Annotated in this window: 15 protein-coding genes; 3 read left to right on the top strand and 12 right to left on the bottom strand. The window is 31.8% G+C overall.

The window, feature by feature from the left end:
* Nucleotides 1-133 precede the first annotated feature (133 nt).
* The 5 genes from pyk to HSACCH_RS01010 form a co-directional block, all read right to left on the bottom strand.
* Nucleotides 134-1,888 (bottom strand): pyruvate kinase, encoded by a 1,755-nt coding sequence (pyk, locus tag HSACCH_RS01025; RefSeq protein WP_005487187.1) that lies wholly within the window; start codon nucleotides 1,886-1,888, stop codon nucleotides 134-136.
* A gap of 21 nt (nucleotides 1,889-1,909) precedes the next feature.
* Nucleotides 1,910-2,908: a 6-phosphofructokinase gene (pfkA, locus tag HSACCH_RS01020; RefSeq protein ID WP_005487186.1), complete on the bottom strand. Its 999-nt coding sequence runs from the start codon at nucleotides 2,906-2,908 to the stop codon at nucleotides 1,910-1,912.
* Between the two features lie 30 nt (nucleotides 2,909-2,938).
* Nucleotides 2,939-3,115, bottom strand: a complete 177-nt coding sequence (locus HSACCH_RS13980) for a hypothetical protein (protein WP_005487185.1) — start codon at nucleotides 3,113-3,115, stop codon at nucleotides 2,939-2,941.
* A 58-nt stretch (nucleotides 3,116-3,173) separates the two neighbouring features.
* Complete coding sequence (gene mtrB, locus HSACCH_RS01015; protein WP_005487184.1) at nucleotides 3,174-3,392, bottom strand: trp RNA-binding attenuation protein MtrB; 219 nt, start codon at nucleotides 3,390-3,392, stop codon at nucleotides 3,174-3,176.
* A gap of 137 nt (nucleotides 3,393-3,529) precedes the next feature.
* Nucleotides 3,530-6,886, bottom strand: a complete 3,357-nt coding sequence (locus tag HSACCH_RS01010) for a DNA polymerase III subunit alpha (protein ID WP_005487183.1) — start codon at nucleotides 6,884-6,886, stop codon at nucleotides 3,530-3,532.
* An 85-nt stretch (nucleotides 6,887-6,971) separates the two neighbouring features.
* Here HSACCH_RS01010 and HSACCH_RS01005 point away from each other — a divergent pair, with 85 nt between their 5' ends.
* Nucleotides 6,972-7,193, top strand: a complete 222-nt coding sequence (locus HSACCH_RS01005) for a NifU family protein (protein WP_005487181.1) — start codon at nucleotides 6,972-6,974, stop codon at nucleotides 7,191-7,193.
* A 105-nt stretch (nucleotides 7,194-7,298) separates the two neighbouring features.
* Here the strand turns inward: HSACCH_RS01005 and HSACCH_RS01000 are convergent, their stop codons facing one another.
* From HSACCH_RS01000 to rlmD, 6 genes are all read right to left on the bottom strand, one after another.
* On the bottom strand, nucleotides 7,299-7,673 hold the full coding sequence (locus tag HSACCH_RS01000) for a YlbF family regulator (protein ID WP_005487178.1): 375 nt from the start codon (nucleotides 7,671-7,673) through the stop codon (nucleotides 7,299-7,301).
* Nucleotides 7,673-8,167 carry a YfcE family phosphodiesterase gene (locus tag HSACCH_RS00995; RefSeq protein ID WP_005487176.1) on the bottom strand — a complete coding sequence of 165 codons (495 nt, stop codon included), beginning with the start codon at nucleotides 8,165-8,167 and terminating at the stop codon, nucleotides 7,673-7,675. The genes HSACCH_RS01000 and HSACCH_RS00995 overlap by 1 nt, the downstream gene beginning before the upstream one ends.
* 17 nt (nucleotides 8,168-8,184) lie before the next feature.
* Entirely contained in the window at nucleotides 8,185-9,327 is a 1,143-nt protein-coding gene (locus HSACCH_RS00990) for a DUF362 domain-containing protein (protein WP_005487175.1), read from the bottom strand.
* A 118-nt stretch (nucleotides 9,328-9,445) separates the two neighbouring features.
* The gene (locus HSACCH_RS00985) at nucleotides 9,446-9,661 is read right to left on the bottom strand and encodes an FmdB family zinc ribbon protein (protein ID WP_005487174.1); all 216 of its coding nucleotides are present in this window, start codon (nucleotides 9,659-9,661) and stop codon (nucleotides 9,446-9,448) included.
* A 43-nt stretch (nucleotides 9,662-9,704) separates the two neighbouring features.
* Nucleotides 9,705-9,977, bottom strand: coding sequence for a hypothetical protein (locus tag HSACCH_RS00980; protein ID WP_005487172.1), 273 nt, complete (start codon nucleotides 9,975-9,977; stop codon nucleotides 9,705-9,707).
* Between the two features lie 140 nt (nucleotides 9,978-10,117).
* Entirely contained in the window at nucleotides 10,118-11,482 is a 1,365-nt protein-coding gene (gene rlmD / locus HSACCH_RS00975) for a 23S rRNA (uracil(1939)-C(5))-methyltransferase RlmD (protein ID WP_407635715.1), read from the bottom strand.
* A gap of 214 nt (nucleotides 11,483-11,696) precedes the next feature.
* On the opposite strand from rlmD, the gene HSACCH_RS00970 reads away from it, so the two are divergent.
* Both HSACCH_RS00970 and HSACCH_RS00965 read left to right on the top strand, forming a co-directional pair.
* Nucleotides 11,697-12,626, top strand: coding sequence for an AEC family transporter (locus tag HSACCH_RS00970; RefSeq protein ID WP_005487170.1), 930 nt, complete (start codon nucleotides 11,697-11,699; stop codon nucleotides 12,624-12,626).
* A 20-nt stretch (nucleotides 12,627-12,646) separates the two neighbouring features.
* Nucleotides 12,647-14,014 (top strand): MATE family efflux transporter, encoded by a 1,368-nt coding sequence (locus HSACCH_RS00965; protein ID WP_005487169.1) that lies wholly within the window; start codon nucleotides 12,647-12,649, stop codon nucleotides 14,012-14,014.
* Between the two features lie 44 nt (nucleotides 14,015-14,058).
* On the opposite strand, the gene HSACCH_RS00960 is transcribed toward HSACCH_RS00965, so the two are convergent.
* A complete protein-coding gene (locus HSACCH_RS00960) occupies nucleotides 14,059-14,388 on the bottom strand; it encodes an ArsR/SmtB family transcription factor (protein WP_005487168.1) in 330 nt (109 codons plus the stop codon).
* Nucleotides 14,389-14,533 lie beyond the last annotated feature (145 nt).

Below are 14,533 nucleotides of genomic sequence, written 5' to 3'. Positions count from 1 at the left end.
TACTTTATTACTTTATTATTGTAAAGCGTTAATAGAAAAAAATATATAAAAATATTTAAAATTTTATATGATCAAATAAAAACATAATTAAGAGGGCAGTTAAGCCCTCAAAATTATGTTATATTAATATATTTTATTTTAGATTTGCTTGTCCTCTATAAACTAATCCTCTAACACCATCTACAGTGATAATTTCTCCATCTTTAAATTCATCACTAATATCACCTGTATTAACTACTACAGGAATACCAAAGTTGAGTCCAACTATGGCAGGATGAGAAGTTAGCCCTCCACTGAAGGTTACAACTGCTGCTGCTTTCTTCATTGCAGGTATAAAGTCTCTATCTGTCATTGGAGCAATCATAATATCTCCTTCTTCAATCTTTTCGATCGCTTCTTCTGCAGTTTTAACTAATTTAGCTTTTCCAATTGCTATACTCTTACCAATTCCCTGACCATCTGCAATTGGTTTACCAACAACATCTACTTTAATTAAGTTAGTTGTACCAGAAATACCAACTGGAGCTCCAGCTGTAATAGTTACTAAATCTCCTTCTTTAATTAAGTCATATTCTAAAGAAGTTTTAATAGCATTATCCATCATTTCGTCAGTTGTACTGCTTCTAGCTACTAATAAAGGAGTCACACCCCAGGTCATAGATAACTGATGCAGTACTCTTTTATTTGGTGTTACACCAATGATAGGTGTTTGTGGTCTATATTTGGAAACTGTTCGGGCTGTTAAACCGGAACCTGTAGAAGTAATTATAGCTTCTGCGCTAAGCTCTTCAGCAGTTTGACATGTTGCAAGTGAAATAGCACATGTTACAGACTCAGCTGCAAATTCATATTTGCCAGCAAATTTATCTTTATAGCTATCAGAATTTTCAACTTCTGTTGCAATCTGAGCCATAGTTTGTACAGATTCTATTGGATACTTACCAGCAGCTGACTCTCCAGATAACATTGTTGCATCTGTTCCATCATAAATAGCATTAGCAACATCAGAAGCCTCAGCTCTGGTTGGACGAGGATTTCTGATCATAGAATCAAGCATCTGAGTTGCAGTAATTACAGGTTTAGAAGCCTCATTACATTTTTTAATCATCATTTTCTGCACAATTGGTACTTTTTCTGCAGGGATTTCCACTCCAAGATCACCACGGGCAACCATAATTCCATCAGCAACCTCTAAAATAGAATCAAGATTTTCTACACCTTCTTGATTTTCTATTTTAGCAATAATGAAAATATCTTCATTTCCCTTTTCTTCTAAAATTTTACGGATTTCAATAACGTCATTAGCTTTACGAACAAACGATGCAGCTATAAAGTGAACTCCCTGCTCTACACCAAAACGAATATCAGAAATATCCTTTTCAGTCAATGCAGGTAAACTAACCTTAACACCGGGTAAGTTAACACCTTTGCGAGATCCAAGTTCTCCACCATTAACTACTTTACATACTACATCCTCATTATCAATTTCAATTACTTCAAGTTCAATTAAACCATCATCAATTAAAATTTTATTTCCAACTTCCATATCCTTTGCTAAGTCTTTATAGGATACAGAAATTTTTTCGGGAGTACCTTCAACATCTTTTTTTGAAACTACAATTTCAGTATCTGCTTCTAACTGGATCTTGTCACCTTTCATTTCTCCAGTTCTAATTTCAGGCCCTTTTGTATCAAGCATTAAACCAACAGTTTTGCCGGTTTCTTTTTCTACTTCTTTTACCAGATCAAATCTTTGCTTATGTTCTTCATGATTACCGTGAGAAAAATTCATTCTGGCAACATTCATTCCTGCTTCAACTACTCTTTTAATTGTATCCTTATCATTCGTTGCTGGTCCTAATGTACATACTATCTTCGTTTTTCTCATATTAACCTCCCAATTATTTGTTTACATTGATAAAATGTTTGCTAAATTATAAATATCCATATTGATTGTTTCAGTCTTTTTAATTGCATCTTTAATTTCACAAACACCAATGGAATTGTCTCTGTAATTGACCATTTTATCACGTTTTCCTTCTAATAACAATTCAACAGCCTTAGCTCCCATTCTACTGGCAACTATTCTATCTGTAGCTGTTGGGCTACCTCCTCGCTGCAGATGGCCTAAAATTGTAACTCTAGTTTCCATCCCAGTCCTTTCTCTAATCAAATCTCCCATAGCCATACCGGGACTGCCATGATATTTATTTAAATCAGCAAATGGAGCTTCTACCCCTTCTGCTATTAAAATCAAACTGTGTAATTTACCGCGATTAAAACCTTGAGTAATTTTATCACAAACTTCTTGTGGGGTGAAGTCGATTTCAGGAACTAAAATATATTCTGCACCACCAGCAAGACCAGTCATTAAAGCTAAATAACCAGAGTCACGTCCCATACATTCAATTACAAAAGTTCTTTCATGAGATGTTGCAGTATCTCTAATCTTATTAATCGCATCTAAAATTGTATTCATCGCTGTATCAACACCAATAGTATAATCAGTACATGATAAATCATTATCAATGGTTCCTGGTATACCTACAGCTTTAATATCACTTTCTGCATTAATTTTTTGTACTCCACGCAAAGAACCATCTCCACCAATAACAACTAAAGCTTCAATTCCTTCTTCTTTCATATTGGCATAAGCTTTTTTTCTTCCCGCTTCAGTTTTAAATTCTTCACAGCGGGCAGATAATAAAATTGTCCCGCCTCGCTGAACAATATCAGCAACTGAACCTCTATTCATATCGAAAAAATCTTTTTCTATCAGGCCTTTATATCCATGTCTGATTCCAACTACTTCCAGATCTTTATAAATTGCTGTTCGAACTACAGACCTAATAGCTGGATTCATACCTGGAGCATCGCCTCCACTTGTAAGCACTGCTATCTTTTTCACACTTAAAAACCTCCATGTTAAAAATTCATGTTAAAAATTTTCATGTAAACAGGAGTAAGCTTCTTCTGCCTCAATAGCTGGTACTTTAATCTGATAACTCCCAGAACCCGCATCATCAATTTGAAGCATGAAGCCTTCTTTTTCCATGAATTTTGAAATATTATCAACCTCTTCTTTGGAAGAGGCTATATATACAACCTGCCACATTTAAAAGCTCCTTTCAATTTCCAGAATATTAAAATATTCTAGAAAACAAAGCTATTATTTACCCTTCAGAATTAACCTTACCGTGTTTGCTCATTATTTCTGCATTGCCTCTAATTTTCATTGCAGAAACATTTTCAGTAAACTGAGCAGCCAGAATTTCTCCTTTATCCAATTTCTCTGTATGATTAAATTTTGTATCTTTACCTCTTGTTAAACCAATAATTGTAACTCCATCTTCTAAAGCTTTAATTAAAATATAATCAGCATTAACATCCATGGTTTTTCCTCCTTTATCCACTTAATAATATAATAAGCCAAAAAGCATTGTCAAGAAATTTGTCATAATATATTAAAAGATTGCGATTTTTTTCTCAGATTAATGAACATAAGTCAAAAAAGTATAACGAATATTTATTAAATATATTGGTATTTTGATTTTTTCAGAGCTTTTGCTAACTCATCCTTTGTCTGCTGACTGCTATCTATATTATATTTATCAGCTGTAATTATCAGCCTATTATTTCTTTTCAAGAGAACAGATACATCACCTTCTTTTTTTAATAAGTATTTCTTTAATTTAATCATTCTTTTTTGTGAAAACTCAGAAATATCTATGAGAAGCAAATCATCTTTAAGCGATATAATTTTTTTAGCAATAATCTGTCCTTCACTTTTTTTGCCATAAACTAAAAGTGCTCGATTTTCAAGCAGATCAAAGTTTATCTTTCTAAATAAATCAGAAAAAACTATGACTTCTATTTTTTCTTGTTGATCACTTACAGTTAAAAAAGCCATTTTATTATTACGCTTTGTTATATGCTCTTTATAATTTATCAAATAAGCAGCAACCAATACTTTTTTTTCTTCTGAAATATTAAGTGCTCTCTCAATAGTATAAGCTTTTAAATCTTTCAATTTTTCTTTGTACTGATCTAAAGGATGAGCAGAAAGGTAAATCCCTAAAAATTCTTTTTCCTGCTCAAGAATAGTTTCGGTTTTCAATTCTTCTACTTCGGTATAATTGAGATCTTCTTCCATAAATTGATTCTCATCATTAAATAATTCTGCAAATGACTGTTGTCCTTGAGCCCTATTTTTAGATAAATTATTATATTTGTTATAAAGCTCTTCATAATTTAAAAGCATTGATGCCCTACTTTCAGCAATTTCATCAAAGGCGCCTGCTTTAATAAATGCTTCCAAACTTTGAATATTGATTGTAGAGATATCGACTCTTTTCAAAAAATCAATTAAAGAAGAAAATTCTTCATCTTTTCTTGCTTTTACTATTGCTTCAATAGCAGAAGAGCCTACATTTTTGATTGCTTTTAGTCCATACCGAATTTTATTATCAGCTTCAGCTGTGAAATTATGATAGCTCTTATTAATATTTGGTGCCAAAATTTCTAAGTTAATTTCTCGTGAAGCTTTAATATAATCAGCAATTTTATCCTGGTTTCCCATAACAGACGAAAATAAAGCAGACATAAAATCAGCTGGATAATGATATTTCAAATAAGCAGTTTGATAAGCCAAAAAGGCATAAGCAGTAGAATGTGATTTATTAAAGCCATAGCCCGCAAAATATTCCATCTGATCAAAAATTTCCTGAGCAGTTTCTTCTTTTAGACCACGCTCGACTGCCCCATTTACAAACTTTTCTCTTTCGGATGCAACCAACTTTAATTTTTTCTTGCCCATTCCCCGCCGCAAAAGATCAGCTTCGCCCATACTGTATCCAGCCACCGTACTTGCAATCTCCATAACCTGCTCTTGATATAAAATCATCCCAAAAGTTTCTTTTAAAATAGGTTTTAATTTCGGATGTAAATATTCTGCTTCTTTTTCACCATGTCTAATAGCGATAAAATCATCCACAATATTACTACCTAATGGTCCCGGTCTTCCCAGAGCTAGCATAGCAATTAAATCATTAAAACAATCAGGCTGCATTTTTTTATTTAAGGATTGAAATAAATAAGATTCCATTTGGAAGACTCCGGCTGTTTTACCAGTACCCAAAAACTTATATACTTCACTATCATCAAGCGGGATATTGTCAATATCAATTTTCTTGCCACGATGCTCTTCAATTAATTGTAAAGTATTTTTAATTACTGTTAAATTTCTTAAACCTAAAAAATCCATTTTTAAAAGGCCTAGCGCTTCCAAATCTCCCATCGGCAGCTGAGTAATTACACTTTCATCCTGCTTCTGCAAAGGCACAATTTGGGCCAAAGGCTCAGCGCCAATTATAACACCGGCTGCATGAGTTGAAATGTGTCGGGGCAGACCTTCAACTCCTCTAGCATAATCAATTAACTCTTTAATTTCTCCATCATTATGATAAAGTTCCTGCAGCTTCTTCTGATCTTTTAAGGATTGTTCAATTCCTTTACGAGAAGAAATTAACTTTGCTACTTTATCAACTTTTCCATAAGGAATAGCAAGTGCTCGCCCCACATCTCTAACTGCAGCCCTTGCTGCCATAGTTCCAAAAGTTCCAATTTGTGCTACTCTTTCAGTTCCATATCTTTTTTTAACATATTCAATAATTTGATCTCTATTTTCATCAAAATCTATATCAATATCAGGCATTGTTACTCGCTCTGGATTCAAAAAACGTTCGAAGATAAGACCATATTTTAAGGGATTAACTTTTGTGATATTTAAAAGATAAGCTACTAAACTCCCCGCAGCCGAACCTCTACCTGGGCCAACCATTATTCCATTATCCTCCGCATATTTAACAAAATCATAAACAATTAAAAAATAGGCAGCATAACCCATCTTAAAAATAATTTCTAGCTCATATTTTAGTCTATCAATTGCTTCTTGATTTGATTTCATCCCCTTTACTTTAAGACCTTTAAGACATAATTTTTTCAATAAATCTTCAGGGCTTTTTTCTTCACCTAAATCAGGGTAATCAGGAAGATAAAAATGATTAAAATCTAGATCAACTTCGACTCTATCCGCAATTTTAATAGTATTTTGATAAGCAGAATCTAAATCAGGAAAAAGTTTTGACATTTCTTCCGGTGATTTATAATAAAATTCTTCACCTGTAAAAGTCATCCGATTCTCATCAGCAATAGTAGTTCCTGTTTGTAAAGCTAATAAAATATCCTGTAATTCTGCATCTTCTTTATTTAAATAGTGACAATCATTTGTAACAACTGTTGGAATGTTCTCTTCTCGACTTATTTTCAATAATCCTTGAGCAGCTTCTTTTTCCTTCTGTAAGTTATGGTTTTGCAGCTCTAAAAAGAAATTTTCTTTACCAAAAATAGCATGATAATCAGAAACTGCTTTTTTAGCAAGATCATAATTGCCCTTAATTAAAAGTTGTGGGATTTCACCTTGAACACAAGCAGAAAGACAAATTAAGCCATCACTATACTCTGCCAGTAATTCTTTATCAACTCGCGGTTTATAATAAAATCCTTCCAGCCATGCTTTTGATACCAGCTGAATTAAATTATGATATCCTTTTTTATTCTTGGCCAGCAGTACCAAATGATATCTTTTTCTATTTTTTTCAAAACGACTCCCGGGACTTAAATAAAGTTCTACTCCTATAATAGGTTTAATGTTTTCTTTTTTAGCTTTTCTATAAAAATCAATCATTCCATAGAGTACTCCATGATCAGTTATTGCGACAGCTGGCATATCATACTCTTTGCTTTTTCTTATTAATGAATCAACTCTTATTGCCCCATCTAAAAGGCTAAAAGCAGTATGATTATGGAGATGAACAAAATTAGACATTTAAATCATTCCTTTAAATTTATGCTTGTAAAATCTTGAGTTTTTTTGTATAATATAATCAAATGTTAATTTAGGAGGTGCAGTTATGAAAGAAGAAGTACAAAAATATATCGATAAAATTAGACCCAGTCTACAAGCTGATGGTGGAGATGTTGAATTAGTTGAAGTAACTGAAGATGGTATTGTTAAAGTTAAGCTTTTAGGTGCCTGTAGTGGTTGCCCAATGTCAACCATGACCATAAAAAATGGTATTGAAAGAACACTAAAAGAAAATGTTGACGGTGTTGAAGAAGTACAGGAAGTTTAATTTTTAATAAATCAATATTTTCAACATTTAAATAAAGAAAAGATTTTAAAAGCATCCTCAAAAGGGGATGCTTTTTTATTAAATAATCTAAAAATCTGATTTTGATTATTCTTCAGATTCATTTTCTTCATTTTTTAGTTCTTCTTCTGGAATACCGACTTCTATGTCAGAAAATATTGTTTTTTGAACATCATTTATCATTTTGCTCACATTATATTCCGCTTCTAAATATTTTTTAACATTATTGTTAATTTCAATAAAATTCTGCAGATTTTGCAGTCTTTCTTTATCTTCTTCACTTAATTCTTCTCCGGACATTCGCTTGGTCTGCATTTCCATCATTAAATTTTGATAATCAAGCAGCATTTTTTTAGAACCTTCTTTTGCCATTACCTTTTTTCGCAATTCTAAATAATTTTGATATTCATCCGAGTTTTCCAACTTTTTCTTCAACCTTTGTGCTGTAGCTTCTACTGACATTAAGATTCCTCCTTCAAAATTTTAATTTCAGCTTTAATTTCTTCTTCAATCTCTATTATACCAAATGTATAGTTTTTTTCCAGGCGTTTATCAGTTGGTGAGCCTGAATTAAAAAATAATTTATCACTAAATCGCTCATTAAATGGGCGATGCGTATGCCCAAAAACAATAATATCGCTATCATTAAAAGTATAATTTAAACCCTGGAGTATATTTTTGCCTCTAAACTGATGTCCGTGAATCACAGAAATTTTTTTGCCAGCTGCTTCAAAAGTTATTTTATCTTTTAATTTTCTTTTCAACTGATGACTATCTCTGTTACCAGCAACTGTTTTAACTTCTGCAATTGATTTTAATTTATCTAAATATCTTTCCTCACAATGATCTCCTGCATGAATAATTAAATCAACTTTTTTTAATTTCTCAATCAAAATTTCTGGAAAACCAGCACCTGCATTAGGCAGATGTGTATCTGAAATTACTCCAATCTTCATTATATCTTAAACCTCCATTAATTTGAAAAAAACAATTTAGCAAGCAGTGGATATTTGATATCTACTGCATCATAAGGACATAGCTCCTGACAGCAAAAGCATCGAATGCATTCATCTAAATTTACTTCCGGGAAATTATCAATCATGTTTATGGCATCAGGGGGACAATTTTCAGCACAGGTTCTACAGCCAACACAATTATCTTCTTTAAAAACCGGTTTAGGCCGCAATAATTTTTCTAATATATCTGACATGAACTCTGGCATTCTTCCATCAAGTAAGTTGTTTTCCTTTTCAATCTTTGGAATTTCAACCTCATTTAGTGGTGTTACTTTATTCCCTCTAACTTTCAATTGTTCTTTCTTTATAATATTATCTTCTAGTGCAGCTTTTATTGATGGGACTTTTTCCTCAGGCTTAATTCCCAGAAGTCTAACAGCTGCAAGATCTAAATAATAAGGAGAGGTAGAAGCAAACAAATAATTGAATTCTCTCGGTTTTCCATTTGAAGGTCCTTCTCCTTCCATACCAACAACTGCATCCATAATTGTTAATTCTGGTGCAACAAGAGCTGCCAGATCATTCAACATTCGAGAAAAATCATAAACTGACTGCATTCTTAAATGATACTCTGCTTTTAAAACTCCTGGAATACATCCAAAAAGATTTTTAACTCCACCAGTATACATTGTTAAACCATGAGTCTTTAATTTAGGTAAATTAATAACTAAATCAGCTTCTTCTAAATAAGATGCCAGCTGAAAAGATTTATTAATCTTACCTTCTTTGTATTCCTGCCTTTTTGAATCAGTATTATAATTTAATTTTATATTTTCTTCAGCTGCCATTTCATAAAGTCCAGATTTTTGATAAGCCCTTTTTAGCAATTTATCATTGAAAGGTCCGCCAGGGCTGTCAGCTATAATTACCTCTGCCCCTAGTTCTTTAACCTTTTTAGCAAGAGCTCTGATGAACTCTGGATTAGTAGTCACGGCTGCCTCTGGAGCCTTTCCCATTAAAAGATTGGTTTTAAATAAAACCTTATCTCCAGCTTTAATAAAATTATCTAAACCTCCAAGTTCTGCCAGTAAAAAGTCTAACTTTTCTGCTAATTCATCGGCCTGATAACTATAACATTTTTTTGCAGCTACAATTGTCATTTTTTTCCCTCTTTCATTATTAACAGATAAAAATTAAAACCGGCACTAAGGCCGGCTTATAAAATAATTTTCTTCAATAAAAATGTACTGTTATATTTTTAGTACATTAAAAAGATATTTAGGAAACTTTTTCACTGTTAGTTTTTTTGTCCTTAGTAGAACTATTATCTTGATTTACATAAAAATTTGACCCCTTAAAAATAACCCCAGGAGCGCCAATAATTCTTTTTACTTCTCCACCACATTGGGGACAATTTTCTAAGGCCTCATCTTTAATATTTTGAAATTCTTCGAATCTACCACAATTTTCACACTCATATAAATATGTCGGCATTTTTCTTCCTCCTTCATATATAATTTTAAAATTTTATGCTTAACTATTCATTTACTATATTTAAATAACCCCAATAATTATAAAGCTGAATGAAAATAAATAAGACAGCAATTAACCACTTTGAATAATAAACAAAATATCCAAGACCTGCAGCAGAACTAAGAATAATAGCGGTTAATACAAACTTACGCTTTAGTTTAATTTTTAATATTTGCCACGGAATTAATCCTAAGCCAATAAACACTCCAGAATCAACATTATAAAATAGTCCTGCAATACCAACCAAGACAAAGATAATCAATAAAAATAAATTCATAATATAACCTCCAAATGTGGAGTAACTTTATTCTTTAAAAAATAAATCCAACTTTATAATAATATATCATAAATTAAAGTACTTTAGCAAGTTATTAATTTACAGCTCTTTTAGATAAAAACAAAAACTATCATTTAAATTTAATTATTCAATTCTAATAAGGCTACAGATTCTATATGATAAGTTTGAGGAAATAAATCTACAGGTTGAATTTTGACTAAATTATATTTTTCCTTTAATTTTTTCAAATCTCTTGCCTGGGTAGCTGGGTTGCAGGATATATATATTATTTTTTTAATGGAACTTGCTAATAATAAATCAACTGTTTTTTCGTCCAAGCCTTTACGGGGTGGATCAAATATTATGCTATCGATTTCTTCTTTTTCCAGCAGTTCTGAAAGTTCTTCTTCAACCAAACCTTCTTTGAATTCCACATTATTAATATTATTTAATTTAGCATTTTTTTCAGCATCTTTTACAGCCGATTCCAAAGATTCCACTGCATATATTTTTTCGGCCTTATCTGCCAGATAAAGGGCAATGCTTCCTGTACCAGAAAAAGCATCAATCACTTTGGCGCTGCGATCATTACCAAGATATTTTGCTGCAGTATCATATAATTTTTTAGCCTGCATAGTATTTACCTGAAAAAATGATCTAGCAGAAATCAGATAAGCAGTCTGCCCAATATATTCTGTAATTTTATTCTCACCTGCTAAAAGTATATCTTCTTTACCAAAAATCACATTTGTGTCCTCATTATTTATATTTTGAACTACTCCTTTTAACTCAGGTATTTTACGCATTAAAGTTTTTGCAATTAAGTTCTTATCAATAAAATCGTCCCCATTAGTTACCATAACAAGCAGTCCTTGATTAGTGCAGGTTCCTACTCTAATAACTAGATGCCTCAATAAACCTCGAAGATTATTTTCATTATATACACTCAATTGAAATTTATTTAATTCTTCTAAAGTTACTCTTAAAATTCTATTAATTAAGGGATGCTGAATCAAACAGTCATGATTTGGAACTATATCATGACTTCCTCTTTTATAAAAACCAGCAGTAATTTGATCATTTTCGTCTAACTTTAAGGGGAATTGAGCCTTATTACGATAGCGAAAATCATCATCTGCTGCCAGCACATCCTTTAATTCAAATTTTTCAATACCTGCTATCCTATTAATTAGCTGTTTTATATTATTATGTTTAAATTCCAACTCTTTTTGATAATCAATATGCTGCAGCTGACAGCCTCCACATTCATTATATACAGGACAAGGGGCTTCAATTCTCCCTGATCCAGCTTCAATTACTTTTATTAATTTAGCAAAAGCATAGTCTTTTTTTATTTTAGTTATTTTTGCTTTAACCAGATCCCCAGGCAAGGTCAGAGAAATAAACACAGCCATGCCATTTTCAGCTCTGGCCACTCCATCTCCCCCGTGAGCTAAATCATCGATTTTAAAAATTTTAATCTCACCTTTTTTCAAAATTTGCACTCCTTTATAATAATTATTATTAATATCTCATACGTGTAAAGTTTATCACAAAAACTTCCTGCTTATCAAGCCAGCTTTACAGGTTAATACTTCTATGGTAAAATTATTTGATAGAATATTTATCAATTAGAAATAAATTTAACTCTGGTTGAAAATTAATTATTTGCTTTGATTAGTTTCTTAAGTTTAGAATACTATAATAGGGGGCAGTTCTTTGAATTTTCAGGTTGTAATAACTCAAATCATATCATTATTCCTACTCATTGCTGTTGGTTATTTTCTCAGACGCAGCAAGCATCTTGACAAGAAAGAAACTGGTGCAATATCTAAACTACTTTTGGATTTAATCATTCCTGCAATGTTAATTTCTTCACTCCAGATTGATATTACTGCTAAAATGCTAGATAATTTTACCGATTTATTTCTATACTGGATTGCTTTTTATTTGATTTTAATACTACTTGCTTCAATTATTTCTAAATCTTTTTCTATTTCCAGAGATAAAAAAATTGTTTTAAAATTTTTCTTAATTTTTGGCAATGTTGGTTATATGGGACTACCAGTGATAGATGTTATCTTCCCAGAAAATGGGATTTTCTTCGGCTCGATCGGAGTTGTTGTCTTTAATATTTTTTTATGGACCTATGGCGCCAACCTTTTTTTAAGAGGGAATGAATCGAAGAAAATTAATTTAAGAGATATTTTTAATAATGGTGTGATTGCAATTATTATTGGTTTATTTTTAATGCTCACAGGTCTCAAACTTCCGAATTTAATCATGAATGCTGTAAATATGCTTGCAGAGGCTACTTTTCCACTTTCGATGCTGGTTATTGGCAGTGGCCTGGCACAAATTAAGATCTGGGGTATTTTCAAAGATTTAAATATTATTGCTTACTCAACTTTAAAGTTATTAATAATTCCTGCTGCTGCTCTTATAATTTTAAATTATTTCAATATTTCTGATCCGATAAGAACTATTTTAATTTTACAGATAGCAATGCCTGCTGCTGCCAATGGAGTTATTTTTGCAGAAAGATATGAGGGTAATTATATTTTTGCAGCTGAATGCCTATTTTTATCTACTCTAATGGCTGGCTTCAGTATCCCTTTAATTTCTTATTTAACCACATATTTAAAATAATAATCAATGGAGGAAGTAAAATGCAAAGCAATTCTCAAAAACTTGGTACAGAGCCGATAATTCCCCTATTAATGAGGCTCTCTATACCATCAATTATAGCAATGGCAATTCAAGCTTTATACAACGTAGTTGACAGTGTTTATGTCGGCAGAATTAGTACTGATGCTCTTTCTGCTCTTTCTTTAGCTTTCCCAATTCAAATTATTCTAATCGGCATTGGAGTCGGAACAGGAGTAGGTGCCAGTTCATTAATCTCAAGAAGATTAGGAGAAAATAATAAACATGCTGCTGTTAATGCAGCAGAACATAGTATTATGCTTTCTTTATTTTATGGAATTATAGTTGCTGCTTTTGGTTTTTTCTTTTCAGATCAAATATTGCAATTATTTACTAATGAAATTAATTTAATTAAAATGGGAAGTGAATATATAAAAATTATACTTATGGGTTCTATTGCTATGTTCTTTCCTATGATCAGTAATAATATACTTCGAGGTGAGGGTAACACTTTCACTCCTATGGTAGCAATGTTAATTGGCTCAATTCTTAACATTATTTTAGACCCTTTTTTAATTTATGGTCTTTGGATTTTTCCTGAAATGGGAGTAGCTGGGGCGGCAATTGCTACAGTTGCAGCAAGAATAATAAGTGGTGCATTCTTAATTCATATACTTCTGTTTAGTAAGAAAAATGAATTGAAAATTTCTTTAAAAGATTTTTCTTTCAACTTTCAGATAATAAAAGATATTTATGTTGTAGGCTTTCCCGCTATGGTTATGCAGTTTTTAGCCAGTTTTATGCTGGGAGGAATGAATAAAATACTTGCTGGCTTTGGCAGTACAGCAATTGCCGCTGCTGGTATCTATTTCAGATTACAGTCTTTTGTTTTTATGCCAGTATTTGGTCTTAATCAAGGCTTTATGCCGATCATTGGTTATAATTATGGCCATAATAATCCAAACAGAATGAAAAAGACTTTTAAATCTGCTCTTTTAGTTGCTGTTATATTTACAACTACAGGTTTTATTATTTTTCAAAGTGTACCTGAATTACTCATCAAAATGTTTAATAACGATCCGGAGCTGCTTCGCATTGGAACTAATACACTTAAAAAAATTAGTATTGCTTTTCCTATAATAGGGCCAGCAATAATTATTTCCACAACTTTTCAGGCTCTGGGTAATGGATTCCCAAGCTTATTCTTTTCTTTTTTAAGACAAATAATTGTGCTGCTCCCTGTTATGTATTTATTAGGTCAATGGTTTGGTTTAGAATACCTTTGGTTTGCTTTTCCTATTTCAGAAGCTGTTAGTATTATACCTGCTTCTATCTGGTTGAGATTTAAATTTAAAAGAATTTATAACGAAATGGAAAAAAAAAGTTATTAAATAAAATTTAAAGGAACCCAAATGGGTCCCCCTATAATTTAAGATTATAATCCTAGTTTTAAATTGCTTAGTACTTTAATAATTTTTTTTGCCTGCTCATCAATTACATAATAATTTCTTTCCAAACCATTACGTTCACTACTTAAAATCTCTGATTCTCTTAGTTTAGCAAGATGTTGAGAAAGTGTTGACTGAGGAATATTTAAACATTTCTGCATTTCAGAAACATTACATCCTTCCTCTTTCATCAGCCCCTTAACAATTGCTAAACGAATTGGATGAGCCAGAGCCTTAAGTAAGTCAGCTTCTTCTTCTAACATTTTTAAATTATCTTCTAAAACCTCTTCGGCATTATCATTTGTAAAAAAAGGCATTCGCCTTACCTCCATTTATTAAGCTTTATCTAAATAATACGATATAGTTTAAAAAAAGTCAAGTTAATTTAAGAAACTTTTAACAAATATACTTCAGCATTTGCAAAAAGTAATATTAAAAGTGGCCCCAAGGGGCCACTTAATT

It is taken from the genome of Halanaerobium saccharolyticum subsp. saccharolyticum DSM 6643 (genome assembly GCF_000350165.1).
In the GTDB taxonomy this organism is placed as follows: Bacteria; Bacillota; Halanaerobiia; order Halanaerobiales; family Halanaerobiaceae; genus Halanaerobium; species Halanaerobium saccharolyticum.
The sequence above is the reverse complement of the archived record's forward strand: the minus strand, read 5'-3'. Positions and strand labels throughout refer to the sequence as shown.

Excerpts from the sequence above, each read along its gene's own strand:
- HSACCH_RS01000 (WP_005487178.1), bottom strand. The coding sequence starts at position 7,673 with ATGTCAGTAGAAGCTACAGCACAAAGGTTGAAGAAAAAGTTGGAAAAC.
- HSACCH_RS00995 (WP_005487176.1), bottom strand. The coding sequence starts at position 8,167 with ATGAAGATTGGAGTAATTTCAGATACACATCTGCCTAATGCAGGTGCT.
- HSACCH_RS01010 (WP_005487183.1), bottom strand. The coding sequence starts at position 6,886 with ATGTCTAATTTTGTTCATCTCCATAATCATACTGCTTTTAGCCTTTTA.
- HSACCH_RS13980 (WP_005487185.1), bottom strand. The coding sequence starts at position 3,115 with ATGTGGCAGGTTGTATATATAGCCTCTTCCAAAGAAGAGGTTGATAAT.
- HSACCH_RS00965 (WP_005487169.1), top strand. The coding sequence starts at position 12,647 with ATGCAAAGCAATTCTCAAAAACTTGGTACAGAGCCGATAATTCCCCTA.
- mtrB (WP_005487184.1), bottom strand. The coding sequence starts at position 3,392 with ATGGATGTTAATGCTGATTATATTTTAATTAAAGCTTTAGAAGATGGA.
- HSACCH_RS00960 (WP_005487168.1), bottom strand. The coding sequence starts at position 14,388 with ATGCCTTTTTTTACAAATGATAATGCCGAAGAGGTTTTAGAAGATAAT.
- HSACCH_RS00980 (WP_005487172.1), bottom strand. The coding sequence starts at position 9,977 with ATGAATTTATTTTTATTGATTATCTTTGTCTTGGTTGGTATTGCAGGA.
- HSACCH_RS00985 (WP_005487174.1), bottom strand. The coding sequence starts at position 9,661 with ATGCCGACATATTTATATGAGTGTGAAAATTGTGGTAGATTCGAAGAA.
- pyk (WP_005487187.1), bottom strand. The coding sequence starts at position 1,888 with ATGAGAAAAACGAAGATAGTATGTACATTAGGACCAGCAACGAATGAT.
- HSACCH_RS01005 (WP_005487181.1), top strand. The coding sequence starts at position 6,972 with ATGAAAGAAGAAGTACAAAAATATATCGATAAAATTAGACCCAGTCTA.
- HSACCH_RS00990 (WP_005487175.1), bottom strand. The coding sequence starts at position 9,327 with ATGACAATTGTAGCTGCAAAAAAATGTTATAGTTATCAGGCCGATGAA.